This window comes from Microbacterium sp. A8/3-1 (genome assembly GCF_040267695.1).
Classification (GTDB): domain Bacteria; phylum Actinomycetota; class Actinomycetes; order Actinomycetales; family Microbacteriaceae; genus Microbacterium; species Microbacterium luteolum.
In genome coordinates, this window is the sequence record NZ_CP158357.1 from 620,236 (window position 1) to 633,575 (window position 13,340).

12 protein-coding genes and 1 other RNA gene are annotated in these 13,340 nt (G+C 68.5%); 8 read left to right on the plus strand and 5 right to left on the minus strand.

The genetic code is table 11. The features are described from left to right. The first annotated feature begins 4 nt into the window (after positions 1 to 4). From ABS642_RS03095 to rnpB, 4 genes are all read left to right on the plus strand, one after another. Positions 5 to 388 (plus strand): YchJ family metal-binding protein, encoded by a 384-nt coding sequence (locus tag ABS642_RS03095; protein ID WP_350352212.1) that lies wholly within the window; start codon positions 5 to 7, stop codon positions 386 to 388. 36 nt (positions 389 to 424) lie between these two features. Beyond that, entirely contained in the window at positions 425 to 1,159 is a 735-nt protein-coding gene (locus ABS642_RS03100; RefSeq protein ID WP_350352213.1) for a C4-type zinc ribbon domain-containing protein, read from the plus strand. 22 nt (positions 1,160 to 1,181) lie between these two features. Next, positions 1,182 to 2,879, plus strand: coding sequence for a bifunctional 3'-5' exonuclease/DNA polymerase (locus ABS642_RS03105; RefSeq protein ID WP_350352214.1), 1,698 nt, complete (start codon positions 1,182 to 1,184; stop codon positions 2,877 to 2,879). Positions 2,880 to 2,922: 43 nt separating this feature from the next. Further along, an RNA gene (gene rnpB, locus ABS642_RS03110) (RNase P RNA component class A) lies at positions 2,923 to 3,279 on the plus strand. A gap of 139 nt (positions 3,280 to 3,418) precedes the next feature. Here the strand turns inward: rnpB and ppgK are convergent. Continuing rightward, positions 3,419 to 4,165: a polyphosphate--glucose phosphotransferase gene (gene ppgK, locus ABS642_RS03115; RefSeq protein WP_350352215.1), complete on the minus strand. Its 747-nt coding sequence runs from the start codon at positions 4,163 to 4,165 to the stop codon at positions 3,419 to 3,421. A gap of 68 nt (positions 4,166 to 4,233) precedes the next feature. On the opposite strand from ppgK, the gene ABS642_RS03120 reads away from it, so the two are divergent. Genes ABS642_RS03120 through ABS642_RS03135 form a run of 4 tightly spaced genes read left to right on the plus strand, consistent with a single transcriptional unit; the run spans position 4,234 to position 9,753 of the window. Further along, a complete protein-coding gene (locus tag ABS642_RS03120) occupies positions 4,234 to 4,458 on the plus strand; it encodes an SPOR domain-containing protein (protein WP_282217009.1) in 225 nt (74 codons plus the stop codon). A gap of 2 nt (positions 4,459 to 4,460) precedes the next feature. Then, positions 4,461 to 5,798, plus strand: coding sequence for a type I glutamate--ammonia ligase (glnA, locus tag ABS642_RS03125; protein ID WP_116634839.1), 1,338 nt, complete (start codon positions 4,461 to 4,463; stop codon positions 5,796 to 5,798). Positions 5,799 to 5,807: 9 nt separating this feature from the next. Next, on the plus strand, positions 5,808 to 8,783 hold the full coding sequence (locus ABS642_RS03130; protein ID WP_350352216.1) for a bifunctional [glutamine synthetase] adenylyltransferase/[glutamine synthetase]-adenylyl-L-tyrosine phosphorylase: 2,976 nt from the start codon (positions 5,808 to 5,810) through the stop codon (positions 8,781 to 8,783). Positions 8,784 to 8,832: 49 nt separating this feature from the next. Further along, positions 8,833 to 9,753 carry a diacylglycerol kinase family protein gene (locus ABS642_RS03135; RefSeq protein WP_350352217.1) on the plus strand — a complete coding sequence of 307 codons (921 nt, stop codon included), beginning with the start codon at positions 8,833 to 8,835 and terminating at the stop codon, positions 9,751 to 9,753. A 7-nt stretch (positions 9,754 to 9,760) separates the two neighbouring features. Here the strand turns inward: ABS642_RS03135 and ABS642_RS03140 are convergent, their stop codons facing one another. From ABS642_RS03140 to glnA (ABS642_RS03155), 4 genes are all read right to left on the minus strand, one after another. Beyond that, positions 9,761 to 10,918: an AI-2E family transporter gene (locus ABS642_RS03140; RefSeq protein WP_350352218.1), complete on the minus strand. Its 1,158-nt coding sequence runs from the start codon at positions 10,916 to 10,918 to the stop codon at positions 9,761 to 9,763. Between the two features lie 83 nt (positions 10,919 to 11,001). Further along, a complete protein-coding gene (locus tag ABS642_RS03145) occupies positions 11,002 to 11,160 on the minus strand; it encodes a hypothetical protein (RefSeq protein ID WP_165808032.1) in 159 nt (52 codons plus the stop codon). A gap of 73 nt (positions 11,161 to 11,233) precedes the next feature. Continuing rightward, positions 11,234 to 11,722 carry a pyridoxamine 5'-phosphate oxidase family protein gene (locus ABS642_RS03150; protein ID WP_116634843.1) on the minus strand — a complete coding sequence of 163 codons (489 nt, stop codon included), beginning with the start codon at positions 11,720 to 11,722 and terminating at the stop codon, positions 11,234 to 11,236. A 159-nt stretch (positions 11,723 to 11,881) separates the two neighbouring features. After that, positions 11,882 to 13,306, minus strand: a complete 1,425-nt coding sequence (gene glnA / locus ABS642_RS03155) for a type I glutamate--ammonia ligase (RefSeq protein WP_350352219.1) — start codon at positions 13,304 to 13,306, stop codon at positions 11,882 to 11,884. Positions 13,307 to 13,340: the final 34 nt, after the last annotated feature.

Sequence of the window (13,340 nt, forward strand, 5' to 3'; positions counted from 1 at the left end):
TCTCATGACCGACCCCGCACGCTGCCCGTGCCTGTCCGGGAACACGTTCGACGCGTGCTGTGGACCGCTGCTCCAGGGCGCCGCCGCGCCGACGGCGGAACGCCTGATGCGATCGCGGTACACCGCGTTCTCGCTCGAGGACGCCGGATACCTGCTGCGCACGTGGCATCCGACGACTCGACCCGAGACGTGCGAGTTCGACCCGGAGCTGAGCTGGCGGCGGCTCGTCATCATCGATCACGTAGCGGGCGGCCCGTTCGATCGGGAGGGCGTCGTCGAGTTCGAGGCGTACTGGCGGCAGGGCGCGGAGCGCGGTTCCCTGCACGAGCGCAGCCGCTTCGTCCGCGAGGAGCGTCAGTGGTACTACCTCGACGGCGACGTGGAGTGATGGGCGGATGTCGCCGCAGCGGCTAGATTTGAGAGCGTGAACGCCACCCCCGAGAACCAGCGCACCCTGCTCGACATCGCCGACCTCGACCGGCGCATCGCGCAGGCAGAGCGTGCCCGCACGCAGCCGGCCCAGGGAGCGCGGATCACGGAGCTCGTCGCCATCCGACAGGATCAGCTCCGCGAGCTCACCACGCTCACCGGGACCCGCGACGACGTGCGCACCGAGCTGACGCGGCTGGAGTCCGATGTCGCGGTCGTTGAGCAGCGGCGCAACCGCGACGCCGAGCGCCTCGCGGCCTCCACGAGCTCCAAGGACGCGCAGGCGCTGGAGCACGAGCTCGCGAGCCTCGCCCGTCGCCAGAGCGATCTCGAGGATGCCGAGCTCGACGTCATGGGTCGGCTCGAGGAGGCCGAGGCCGCGGTCGCCGCGCAGCAGGCTCTCCTCGCGACCACCACCGCCGAGGGATCCGCGCTCACCTCTCAGGCGAAGGCCGATGTCGCGGCGGCGACCGACCGTGGTGCCGAGCTGGCACGCGATCGCGCGGCGGTCGTCGCGACGGTGCCCGCCGACCTCGTCGCGGAGTACACGCGTCGCGCCGCGAACAGCGCGGGTGCCGCACTGCTCACTCGCGGCACGTGCGAAGGATGCCGCATGGTTCTTCCCAGCACCGACCTGAACGACATCCGCCGCGCGGCGGACGAACTCGTCGTCTTCTGCCCCGAGTGCGGCTGCATCCTCGTGCGCACCGAGGAATCCGGGCTCTCTTGAGCGGGGTCCCCGCACGCCGTCGATGAGCTCGTCGACGGCGCAGGGACGGCGGATCGCGCTGATCGCGCTCGGTGACGGGCGGTACGTCGCTGTGGAGCTCGACGAGGACGGCGGCGAACGCAGCCGCGTGCCGCTGGGCGGTACGGAACTCCTCACGTGGGTCGCGGAGCTCGAGAAGACGGAAGCGCCGCGGTGGATCATCCGCAGCGCCAGAGACATCTACCCGATGCTGCTCGCAGGCGGCGTGCGACTCGGCCGGACGCACGACCTGCTGCTCTGCCACGCGATCCTGCGCGATACGGATACCGTGGCGCGACCTCTGCCGCCCTCGGCGGCGTGGGTGCGCCGTGAGCCGACGGATGCGGCGCCCGCCCTGTTCGATGTCGTCGAGCACGACCATGCGGACGACCCCGTCGCCGAGGCGCTCGATCAGTTCCGCGCACAGCGCCGGGTGATCGATCAGGAGCGCGACGGCCGTCTGACGCTTCTGTGCGCCGCGGAATCGGCGGGCGGTCTGATCGCCGAGGAGATGCGGGCGGCCGGGCTCCCCTGGGACGAGGGCGTCCACGACGCGATCCTGACCGAGACGCTCGGCACACGGCCCGCGGCAGGAGGTCTGCCCAGCAGGATGGTCGAACTGGGCGACCGCGTGCGCGCGATCCTCAGCGACTCGACGCTGCACCTCGACAGCCAGCCGAAGCTGCTCCGTGCTCTGCACCGCGTCGGCGTGCACGTCGAGTCGACGAGCCGCTGGGAGCTCGCGAGCCAGTCGCACGCGGTCGTCGAACCACTGCTGGCCTACAAGAAGCTCTCCCGTCTGCTCAGCGCCAACGGCTGGGCGTGGTTGGCCGAGTGGGTGCATGATCGCCGGTTCCGCCCGGTCTACATCCCCGGAGGCGTCGTGACCGGACGATGGGCGTCGGCGGGCGGAGGTGCACTGCAGCTTCCGCGCAGTCTGCGGCCGGCCGTGCGCGCCGACCCGGGCTGGACCCTCGTGGTCGCCGACGTGGCGCAGCTGGAGCCGCGGATGCTGGCGGCCATGGCGTCCGATGCGGCCATGGCACGCGCAGCCCAGGGGAGCGACCTGTACGAGGGAGTCGTGGCATCCGGTGCCGTCGGTACCCGCGAAGAGGCGAAGTACGCCGTGCTCGGCGCGATGTACGGCGCCACCACCGGGGACAGCGGCCGCCTGGTGCCGCGGCTGCGCAAGGTCTATCCGCGGGCGATGGCGCTGGTCGACAAGGCCGCGCGCACCGGTGAGGACGGCGGAGTGGTGTCGACCTGGCTCGGTCGCTCCTCGCCGCGGCCGTCGGCGGAGTGGGCGGAACTCCAGTCGAGGGCGACGGGCGCGGATGCCGATCCCGCCGAGGTCGCCCTGGCCCGGCGGCGAGCCAGGGACTGGGGTCGGTTCACCCGCAACTTCATCGTGCAGGGGACGGCGGCCGAGTGGTCGTTGATCTGGCTGGCGGAGATCCGGCACCGTTTGCAGCGTGCGCCGGAGGCGGCTGTGCCGGCAACGGCATCCGGACCGTTCGCGCGGCAGCCCCATCTGGCCTTCTTCCTCCATGACGAGGTCATCCTGCACGTGCCGGAGGAGCAGGCCGAGGCCGCAGCCGACGCCGTGCGGGTCGCCGCGGCCGTCGCTACACGAAGGCTGTTCGGCGACTTCCCGATCGACGTTCCCCTCGACCTGCGCATCGCCGAGTCGGCGGAGAAGTAGCCGCCGTCGCCGCGGACGCGGAGAAGTACACTGGAGACGCGAATGGGTCGACTGGACGGCCGCGTGGCGGGCAACCGCACCGAGGAACGTCCGGGCTCCACAGGGCAGGGCGGTGGGTAACACCCACCCGGAGTGATCCGCGAGAAAGTGCCACAGAGAGCAGACCGCCCCGCAAGGGGTAAGGGTGAAAGGGTGGTGTAAGAGACCACCGGGGGTCATGGTGACATGACCCGCCAGGTAAACCTCGCCCGGAGCAAGGTCAGACAGAGGATGTTGACGCGGCTCGCCGAGTCCTCGGGTAGACCGCTAGAGTGCCACGGCAACGTGTCGCCGAGAGAGATGGCCGTCGAAGGGGCGAAGAACCCCGGAACAGAACCCGGCGTACAGGTCGGCCCATTCGCCTCAGATATGCCGAAGGCCCCGCTCGATGAGCGGGGCCTTCGTCGTGCGTTCGCCGGGCAAGGCACTCCAGAACAAGAGGGGCCACGCGCCCGGAGGCTCCGGGCGGCGCGTAGCGATGTCTGGAGTGGGCGTGGGGATCAGTCGCCGGCGAGCGACGCCGCGCCGATGATGCCCGAGTTGTTGCGGTGGATCGCCGGGACGATCGGGGTCTTGAGCTCGAGCAGCGGGAGGAAGTCACCCGCGTTCTTCGACACGCCGCCGCCGACCACGAACAGGTCGGGGCTGAAGAGGAACTCGATGTGCGAGTAGAACGCCTGCAGCCGCTCGGCCCAGGCCGCCCAGCTGAGGTTCTCGCGCTCGCGCGCCGAGGTCGCCGCCCACTGCTCGACGGACTCGAACTCGCGGAAGTTCAGGTGGCCGAGCTCCGTGTTGGGGAGCAGGACGCCGTCGTAGAGGAAGGCCGAGCCGATCCCGGTGCCGAGGGTGGTCAGGAGCGTGAGTCCGCGGACGTCCCTGGCCGCGCCGTGACGCGCCTCGGCGACACCGGCCGCATCAGCGTCGTTCACGAAGACGATGTTGCGACCGAGTCCGTCGCGGAAGAACCGCTCCGCGTCGAAGTCGATCCACTCCTTCGAGACGTTCGCCGCCGACAGCGTCTTGCCGCGCTTGACGATCGCCGGGAAGGCGACGCCGAGGGGCATGGTCGAGTCGTGCACGTCGAGGGTCTTCAGCACCGACTGCACGGCGACGAGGACGTCCTGCGGTGCTGCGCCCTCCGGAGTGGGGACGCGCACCCGGTCGGAGGCCATGGTGCCGTGCGTGAGGTCGACGATTCCTGCTTTGATTCCCGTGCCGCCGATGTCGACGCCGATCGCTTTTGCCATGGGCGATAGCTTAGCGACCACCGCACACGCCAGTAGGATCGATGACATCACGCGAAGAAGGGGCAGCTATGTCTGACGGCGACGCAAAGTACTGGTACAACTCCGAGACCGGTCAGGTCGAGTTCGGCATGATCTCGCCCTCCGTGGACCGGGTCGGACCGTTCGACACCGAGGCGGAGGCGACTCGTGCACCGGAGGTGCTCAAGGAGCGCGCGCGCGCCTGGGCCGAAGAGGAAGCCGCCGAGCAGGGCTGGGACGTCAAGGGCGACGCAAAGGGCCAGGGCGCAGAGTAGTCATGGACAAGCAGAGGGACTTCGTCCTCCGGACGATCGAGGAGCGCGGCGTCAAGTTCGTGCGGCTGTGGTTCACCGACGTCATCGGCACGCTCAAGTCGGTCGCGATCGCACCGGCCGAGGTCGAGGGCGCCTTCGCCGAGGGCATCGGATTCGACGGCTCGGCGATCGAGGGACTCACGCGCAGCCACGAGTCCGATCTGCTCGCGCAGCCCGACCCGACGACTTTCCAGACGCTGCCGTGGCGCGGCGAGATCGATCCGACGGCGCGCATGTTCTGCGACCTGACGACGCCCGACGGGCAGCCGGCGGTCGCCGACCCGCGACAGGTTCTCAAGCGCACGCTGGCCAAGGCCGCGGATGCCGGGTTCACCTTCTACACGCACCCCGAGATCGAGTTCTACCTGCTCAAGTCGTCGTCGTTCGGCCCCGAGGGTCCGGTGCCCGTCGACTCCGCCGGCTACTTCGACAACGTGCCGGGCGGCACGGCCCACGACTTCCGTCGTCGATCGGTGCGGATGCTCGAGGATCTCGGCATCTCCGTGGAGTTCAGTCACCACGAGGGCGGGCCCGGTCAGAACGAAATCGATCTCCGCTACGCGGACGCGCTGACGACGGCGGACAACATCATGACGTTCCGCACGGTCATCAAGGAGGTGGCGATCGAGCAGGGCGTCTACGCGACGTTCATGCCGAAGCCCCTCAGCGGCCACCCGGGCAGCGGCATGCACACGCACATGTCCCTGTTCGAGGGCGACCAGAACGCCTTCTACGAAGAGGGTGCGAAGTACCAGCTCTCCAAGACCGGGCGTCACTTCATCGCCGGTCTCCTGCGGCACGCGAACGAGATCGCCGCGGTCACGAACCAGTTCGTGAACTCGTACAAGCGGCTCTGGGGCGGCGATGAGGCCCCGAGCTTCGTCACGTGGGGCCATGCGAACCGTTCGGCGCTCGTCCGGGTGCCGATGTACAAGCCCAACAAGGGGCAGTCCTCGCGTGTCGAGTACCGCGCTCTGGATTCGGCGGCGAACCCGTACCTCGCGTACTCCCTGCTGCTCGCCGCGGGCCTGAAGGGCATCGAGGAGGGCTACGAGCTCCCGCCCGAGGCCGAGGACAACGTGTGGGCTCTGAGCGACGCCGAACGGCGCGCGCTGGGCTACTCCGCGCTGCCGGCGAGCCTCGATCACGCTCTCGAGTTCATGGAGGCGTCGGAGCTCGTCGCCGAGACGCTCGGTGAGCAGGTGTTCAACTACGTGCTGCTCAACAAGCGCAAGGAGTGGGAGGCCTACCGCGGCCAGGTCACGCCGCTGGAGCTGAAGAACAACCTCGAACTCCTCTGAGCGTCGCCCATGGCCCGTCCGGACGATTCCGTCTCTCTCTCCGCTCTGGCCAGGCTCGGCTTCGCCGAGCTCAGTGAGGCTGCGGCATCCCTCTCCGAGCTGGCGACGACTCTCGGGATGCCGCGGCAATCGCTGCTCGAGGGTGCGGATGCAGCGGACCCCGATGCTGCGGTGCGGGGGATGGTGCGCGTCGCGCGCCGGGATGCCGGACCCCTGAAGGCACTGCTCGAGGATCCACCGTCGCGCCACCGCGTGTGGCGGGTGTTCGGCGCCTCGGAGGGTCTCGCGGACTTCTTCCTCCGGCATCCGGAGCAGCTCTCCGTGCTGGGGGAGTCGATCACGTCTCTTGCCACCCCCGAGGTGCTTCGTGATCAGTTGCTTGCTGCGGTGGGCACGCGCGACGGGTTCGCGAGCGCCGGCGATGATGCTGCCGTCGTCGCGGTGCGGGTCGCATACCGGCGGAGTCTCGCCGCCATCGCCGCCTACGACCTGACGCACCCGGATCCGCAGACGGTCGTGGCCGCGGTCTCCGCCGCCCTCGCGGATGCGGCCGGCGCCGCCCTCGAGGCCTCGCTCGCGATCGCGCGGGCCCGCCTGCGCGACACCGTGCCTGAGGAGCAGATCGCGGCGACGCGGCTCTCGATCATCGGGATGGGGAAGGCCGGGGCCAGGGAGCTGAACTACGTCAGCGACGTGGATGTCATCTTCGTCGGCGGCACGAGCGACGAGGAGATCGTCGCCGAGGCGCGAGCCATCGACATCGCCACGCGGTTGGCCCGCGAGACCATGCGTGGCCTCGACAGCATCGAGGTGGAGCCTCCGCTGTGGGAGGTCGACGCCAACCTGCGGCCGGAGGGCAAGCAGGGTGCTCTGGTGCGTTCACTCGCCTCCCATCTCGCGTACTACGACCGCTGGGCCAAGAGCTGGGAGTTCCAGGCGCTGCTCAAGGCGAGACCGCTCGCCGGTGACCCCGAACTCGGGGCGGAGTACATCGAGGCCGTACAGCCGAAGATCTGGTCCAGTGCAGCCAGAGAGGACTTCGTCGAGAGCGTGCAGCGCATGCGCGAGCGCGTGACCGAACACATCGACCCGGAGGACGCGCCGTATCAGCTCAAGCTGGGCGCCGGCGGGCTGCGGGACATCGAGTTCACGGTGCAGCTGCTCCAGCTCGTCCACGGCCTCACCGACGAGTCGTTGCGCACCCGCGGCACGCTCGAGAGCCTCGATGCGCTCGTCGCCGGCGGGTACATCGGTCGCGCGGATGCCGGCACCTTCGCCGACGACTACCGCATCCTCCGGCTGATGGAGCATCGCCTCCAGCTGCGGGAGCTGAGCCGTACCCATCTGCTGCCGCGAACACCGGCAGGTCGGCGCGTGCTGGCGCGCAGCACCGGGCTCGCCGACAGCGGCGAGGGCATCTGGACGCGCTGGGAGAGCGTGCGACGCGAAGTGCGCGAGATCCACACGCGCCTCTTCTACCGTCCGCTGCTCAGTGCTGTGGCGGGCCTTCCCGAGGAGGAGCGCACGCTCTCCGCCGCCCAGGCGCACGACCGGCTGGCGGCCATCGGATTCCGGGATCCGGCCGGTGCTCTGCGTCACATCGGCGCGCTGACGACCGGGCTCAGCCGCAAGGTGACGATTCAACGCGCCCTGATGCCGATCATGGTGCGCTGGTTCGCCGACGGCAGCGACCCCGACTACGCTCTCATCGCCTTCCGACGGATCAGCGAGCGCCTGGGCGACACCCCGTGGTTCCTCCGGATGCTCCGCGACTCCTCCGGGGCCGCGGAGAGCCTCACGCGCCTGCTGTCGTCGTCGCGCTACATCGGCGAGCTCATGGAGTGGATCCCGGAGTCTGTCGCCTGGCTCGACAGCGCCGAACGACTGCGGCCGCGCGGTGCGGCCGCGCTGGACGAGGAGGCGCGCGCGATCCAGACCCGTCACGAGACGGTCGCCGACGCGCTACGGGCCGTCCGCGCGCTGCGGCGCCGTGAACTCCTGCGCACCGCGATGGGCGGCGTCCTCGACGTGCTGACGATCGAGGAGGTCGCGACGGCCCTCACCGAGATCACCGAGGCGACGATCCAAGCCGCATTGCGCGCCGTCATCCGGGAGGTCGTGCCGCCTGAGGACGACGCCCTGGACTTCGCGGTGATCGCGATGGGGCGCTTCGGCGGCGCCGAGCTCGGCTTCGGGTCCGACGCGGACATCCTCTACGTCTACGACGCGAACGGCGTGGACGGTCAGCGCGCGCAGACCCTCGCCACGCAGATCGTCGCGGGGCTGCGCGAGCACCTCACGGATCATCGCGTGCCGCTGGACCTGGATGCCGATCTCCGTCCGGAAGGGCGCCAGGGGCCCGTCGTACGGTCCATCGAGGCCTATACCGAGTACTACCGGCGCTGGTCCCTGTCCTGGGAGGCTCAGGCGCTGCTCCGCGCCAGGGGGATCGCCGGGAGCTCTAAACTGATGGCCCGCTTCACGGCGCTCGCGGATTCGATCCGCTACCCCGAGACCGTCGATCTGCAGGGCACCCGTGAGATCAAGCGGATCAAGGCGCGCGTCGAGGGGGAGCGGCTGCCCCAGGGGGCCGATCCGCGGCGGCACCTCAAGCTGGGCCCTGGCACGCTCAGCGATGTCGAGTGGCTCGTGCAGCTGCTCCAGCTCCAACACGCGCACGCCGTTCCAGGATTGCGGACCACCTCGACGCTCTCGGCGCTGGATGCCGCCGTGGCGGCCGACCTGGTGCCGGAATCGGACGCCGAGCTCCTGCGGGAGGCCTGGCGTCTGGCGAGCCGTCTCCGCTCGGCGATCACTCTCCTGACCGGGAAGACGAGCGATGTGCTGCCCGCTGATCGTCGAGAGCTCGACGCGATCGCCCGCCTCCTGGGTTATCCCGACCGGTCGGCGACCGAGCTCGAAGAGGACTACCTCGGGGTCACGCGACGGGCCCGCAAGGCTTTCGAGCATCTCTTCTACGGATAGCCGAGAGAGCGAATTTGCAGTATCCCCAGCCGTGACCCATGCTGACGCTATGACCCACGCACGCATCGGCATCGTCTGGAACCCCTCGAAGGTCGAGCAGGAGGTTCTGCAGGCTGCGGTGAGCGGCGTGTTCGACGATCAGACCGACATCCGCTGGTGGGAGACCACGCCGGAGGACCCGGGTCGTGGCATGGCCCGCGAGGCTCGGGAGGACGGGCGCGACATCGTCATCGCGGTCGGCGGCGACGGGACGGTCCGCGCGGTCGCGGAGTCCCTGGCCGGTTCGGAGACCGCGCTGGGGATCGTGCCGCAGGGCACCGGGAACCTGCTCGCGCGCAACCTCGAGGTGCCCCTCAACAATGTGAAGGCGGCTCTCGAGCGCGTCCGCGACTCCGAGCCGCGCCGTATCGATCTCGGGTGGGTGTCGTACGACGGCACCGAGCACGCCTTCGCCGTGATGGTCGGCTTCGGCGTCGACGCGCAGATGCTCGTCGAGACGGATGATGACCTCAAGTCGAAGGCCGGATGGCTGGCCTACGTCGAGGCGATGGGGCGGGCCCTCGCCGGCACCGAGATGACCGACATCACCCTCGCGATCGACGGTGAGAAGGCGGTCGCGGTGCGCGGCCACACGATGCTCATCGGCAACTGCGGGATGGTACAGGGCGGCATCCGACTGCTGCCCGACGCCGTGCTCGACGACGGCAAGCTCGACGTCCTGATGATCAGTGCTGACGGAGCGCTGCAGTGGCTCGACACCGTGCGCTCGTTCGTCTGGGACAACGGCATCCGTCGCCTGTTCGGAGCGACCGACGAGGCCGTCAGCACCGACTCGGCGCGTCACCTGCCCGTGGAGACGCTCTCCGTCGAGTTGGAGACCCCGCTCGTCTTCGAGATCGACGGCGAGGAGATGGGCGAGGTCTCCGCGTTCGACGTGCGCGTGCAGCCGGGCGCCCTGCTCGTCCGCTGAGACCCCGTCACATCGTGACGACGGGCGGGACGGTCTTCCGGTCCTGAGCGGGGAACGTCACCTTCTGCACGATGATGATGATGCTGGCGGCCACCGGGATCGCGACGAGCGCTCCGAGGATGCCGCCGAGGGCTCCACCGGCGACCGCGGCGATCACCACGAGGGCCCCGGGGACCGCGACGGCCTTGCTCATGATGCGCGGCGAGAGCACGTACGCCTCGATCTGCATGTAGACGAGGTAGTAGCCGATCGCGATCAGCGCTGTGAGCGGCGAGACGAACAGGCAGATCAGCGCGTTGATGATCGAGGCCGTCAGGGTTCCGACCAGCGGGATCATCGATCCGATGAAGGCGATCAGCGCGAGGAGGGCCGGCACGGGCGCGCCGATGATGCTGAGGAAGATGAGGCTCAGCACACCGTTGATGAGGGCGAGGCTGGCCTGGCCGATGACGTAGCGGCCGACGGCTCCGGAGACGTCCTCCAGCAGCTCGCTGAAGGTGTCGCGCTGGTAGGCCGGGACGAAGCGCGCGGCGGTGCGCTTCATGCTGCGCAGCGACGCCATGAAGTACAGGGTGAGGATCAGGACGATCGTGATGCCGGTGAAGCCGCCGGCGATGCCGGCACCCACCGCGAACACGCCGCCGCCGATGTCGGCGAAGTTGCCGGGATCCTGGACGAAGCTCAGCACGCCCTGGACCGCATCCTCGATCGTGGAGCCAAACTGGCCGCTGACGTCCTTGAACCAGTCGGTGTTCATGAAGTCCTGGATCATCGTCGGACCGTTCTTGATCAGATTGCTGATCTGCTCGACGAGGAGAGGGACTATCGCCAGGATGATGCCCGCGAAGGCGAGCACGACGGCGGCCACGACGATGGCGACCGCGGCGGCACGGGGGAGCTTCTTCTCGATGAAGGTGACGATGGGGTCGAGGCCGAGCGCGAGGAAGATGGCCACGCCGATGTAGACGAGCACGGTGGCGAGCTGGTCGACGATCCCGCCGATCACGAGCGCGACCAGCACACCGAGCGCGCCGAGCAGGCCGAACATGAACGGGTTCGTCCGCGCGTATGCGGCGACGCCGTTGGACGGCTGGGATCGCTTCACTTCCGGGGTCCCGACGACCGGAGCAGCATCCGTCTTCGCGATCACTCTTCTACGCCGCATGATTCCCCCGGTCGGTTGTAAGACTCACCCGTCGATCATGCCTCATCAGCGCGGACAACCGGCTGGACACGCGAGGGGCGGCATCAGGCTTTCGGGGTGCGATTGCGGATGACGCCGAAGAGGATCGTCCCGACGAAGAGGATGATCCCGATGATGGCGATCCACAGCAGACCCTCGATCGCGAAGCCGACGACGGCGACGATGGCCCAGGCGACGAGCAGGATGATCAGTACGGTCCACATGCTCCGAACGTACAGCGCCGACGCGGCGTCGCGCAGGCCCTTGACGGGGCGCGCGACGCCGCGTAGCGAACAGTCACTTGCCGGAGAGTTCGACCGTCTCGTTCTCGGCGTCGTACGGCTCACCCGTGATCTTCGACTTCACGAAGCTGAAGAGCGAGGCGATCTTCCCGCCCGGGCTGTCCCAGTACTCGGCTGATTCGGCGGAGAACTTCAGCAACCCGACGTCGGGGTCGTCCGGTCCGTTCGTGAACCACGCTTCGACGGTCGGGCTCCACAGCTCTTTCACCTTCGCCTTGTCCTCGACGAGGGCGGCGGTGCCCGAGAGCGATACCCACGAGTCGTTCGAGCTCAGAGAGATCCCGACGCGCTCGTCCTTCGCGATGTCGGCGACGAGCGATGCGCTGCGGGAGACGAGGAACCAGAGGTCCCCGTCGAACTCCGCCTCCTGCACGGTGAGCGGGTGGGAGACCAGCCGATCGTTGGCGTTGCGCGTGGTGAACATCGCGAAGCGGAAGTCCTTGATCAGCTCGGCGACCCGCTGGGTGGGGGTGGTGTCGGTCATGAGAGTCGTCCCTTTCGCACTTGGGTGGACTCTCATCCTGTTCGTCGCGTCGCTCCTTGCCGAGGGGGTTGCTTATCACCACACCGCGCGTTACGCGACGGCCGCGTACGAGAAAAGCCCCCGGAGCAGTGCTCCGGGGGCTCTCGACGGCGATCTGGATCAGACTCCGAAGTACAGCTCGTACTCGAACGGCTGCGGGCGCTGGGCCATCGGCAGGATCTCGTTCTCGTACTTGTACGAGATCCAGGTCTCGATGAGCTCCTTGGTGAACACGCCGCCCTCGAGGAGGAACTGGTGGTCCTCGGCCAGTGCGTCGAGCGAGTCCAGCAGCGAGTTCGGGACCTGGGGGATGCCCTTGGCCTCCTCGGGAGGAAGCTCGTAGAGGTCCTTGTCGACCGGCTCGTGCGGCTCGATGCGGTTCTTGATGCCGTCGAGGCCCGCCATCAGCTGCGCGGCGAACGCGAGGTAAGGGTTGCCGGAGGCGTCAGGCGCGCGGAACTCGATGCGCTTGGCCTTCGGGTTGGAGCCCGTGATCGGGATGCGGATCGCAGCGGAGCGGTTGCCGGCCGAGTAGACCAGGTTGACCGGAGCCTCGAAGCCCTTGACCAGACGGTGGTAGCTGTTGAGGGTCGGGTTCGTGAAGGCGAGGAGCGCCGGCGCGTGGGCCAGGATGCCGCCGATGTACCAGCGCGCGATGTCGCTGAGCTGTCCGTAGCCGGCCTCGTCGTAGAACAGCGGCTTGCCGCCGTCCCACAGCGACTGGTGCGTGTGCATGCCGGAGCCGTTGTCGCCGTAGAGCGGCTTGGGCATGAAGGTCGCGACCTTGCCCCACTCGTCAGCCGTGTTCTTGACGATGTACTTGAACTTGAGGATGTCGTCCGCCGCGTGGACCATCGTGTCGAAGCGGTAGTTGATCTCCTGCTGGCCGGCGGTGCCGACCTCGTGGTGCGAGCGCTCCAGGATGAAGCCGGCCTCGATCAGCTTGAGCGTGATGTCGTCGCGCAGGTCGGCCGTCTTGTCGACGGGGGAGACGGGGAAGTAGCCGCCCTTGTACGGGGTCTTGTTGGCGAGGTTTCCGCCCTCCTCCTCGCGGCCGGTGTTCCACGCGGCCTCCTCGGAGTCGACCTTGTAGAAGCTCTCACCGGCGGTGACCGAGTAGCGCACGTCGTCGAAGATGTAGAACTCGGCCTCGGGAGCGAAGTACGCGGTGTCGGCGATGCCGGTGGACGCGAGGTACTTCTCGGCCTTCTTGGCGACCTGACGCGGGTCCTTCGAGTAGATCTCGCCGGTGCGCGGGTTGTAGATGTCGAAGATCATCACGAGGGTGCTCGCCTCGCGGAACGGGTCGACGTACGCCGTGGTGACATCGGGGATGAGCTGCATGTCGGACTCGTGGATGCTCGCGAAGCCGCGGATCGAGGAGCCGTCGAAGAGCTGGCCCTCGGTGAAGAACGCCTCGTCCACCGTCGCCGCAGGAATGTTGAAGTGCTGCTGCACACCCGGGAGATCGGTGAAACGGATGTCAAGGAACTTGACGTCGTTCTCCTTGATGTAGCTCAGAACCTCGGACGAATCTTTGAACATGTACGACTCCTGGATTGCGGATCGATGGCTTCAC

Bases quoted from the DNA above. Each gene is read 5' to 3' on its own strand.
- ABS642_RS03130 (WP_350352216.1), top strand. From the start codon at position 5,808: ATGGCCCGTCCGGACGATTCCGTCTCTCTCTCCGCTCTGGCCAGGCTC.
- ABS642_RS03105 (WP_350352214.1), top strand. From the start codon at position 1,182: ATGAGCTCGTCGACGGCGCAGGGACGGCGGATCGCGCTGATCGCGCTC.
- glnA (WP_116634839.1), top strand. From the start codon at position 4,461: ATGGACAAGCAGAGGGACTTCGTCCTCCGGACGATCGAGGAGCGCGGC.
- ABS642_RS03140 (WP_350352218.1), bottom strand. From the start codon at position 10,918: ATGCGGCGTAGAAGAGTGATCGCGAAGACGGATGCTGCTCCGGTCGTC.
- ABS642_RS03120 (WP_282217009.1), top strand. From the start codon at position 4,234: ATGTCTGACGGCGACGCAAAGTACTGGTACAACTCCGAGACCGGTCAG.
- glnA (WP_350352219.1), bottom strand. From the start codon at position 13,306: ATGTTCAAAGATTCGTCCGAGGTTCTGAGCTACATCAAGGAGAACGAC.
- ppgK (WP_350352215.1), bottom strand. From the start codon at position 4,165: ATGGCAAAAGCGATCGGCGTCGACATCGGCGGCACGGGAATCAAAGCA.
- ABS642_RS03150 (WP_116634843.1), bottom strand. From the start codon at position 11,722: ATGACCGACACCACCCCCACCCAGCGGGTCGCCGAGCTGATCAAGGAC.
- ABS642_RS03135 (WP_350352217.1), top strand. From the start codon at position 8,833: ATGACCCACGCACGCATCGGCATCGTCTGGAACCCCTCGAAGGTCGAG.
- ABS642_RS03095 (WP_350352212.1), top strand. From the start codon at position 5: ATGACCGACCCCGCACGCTGCCCGTGCCTGTCCGGGAACACGTTCGAC.
- ABS642_RS03145 (WP_165808032.1), bottom strand. From the start codon at position 11,160: ATGTGGACCGTACTGATCATCCTGCTCGTCGCCTGGGCCATCGTCGCC.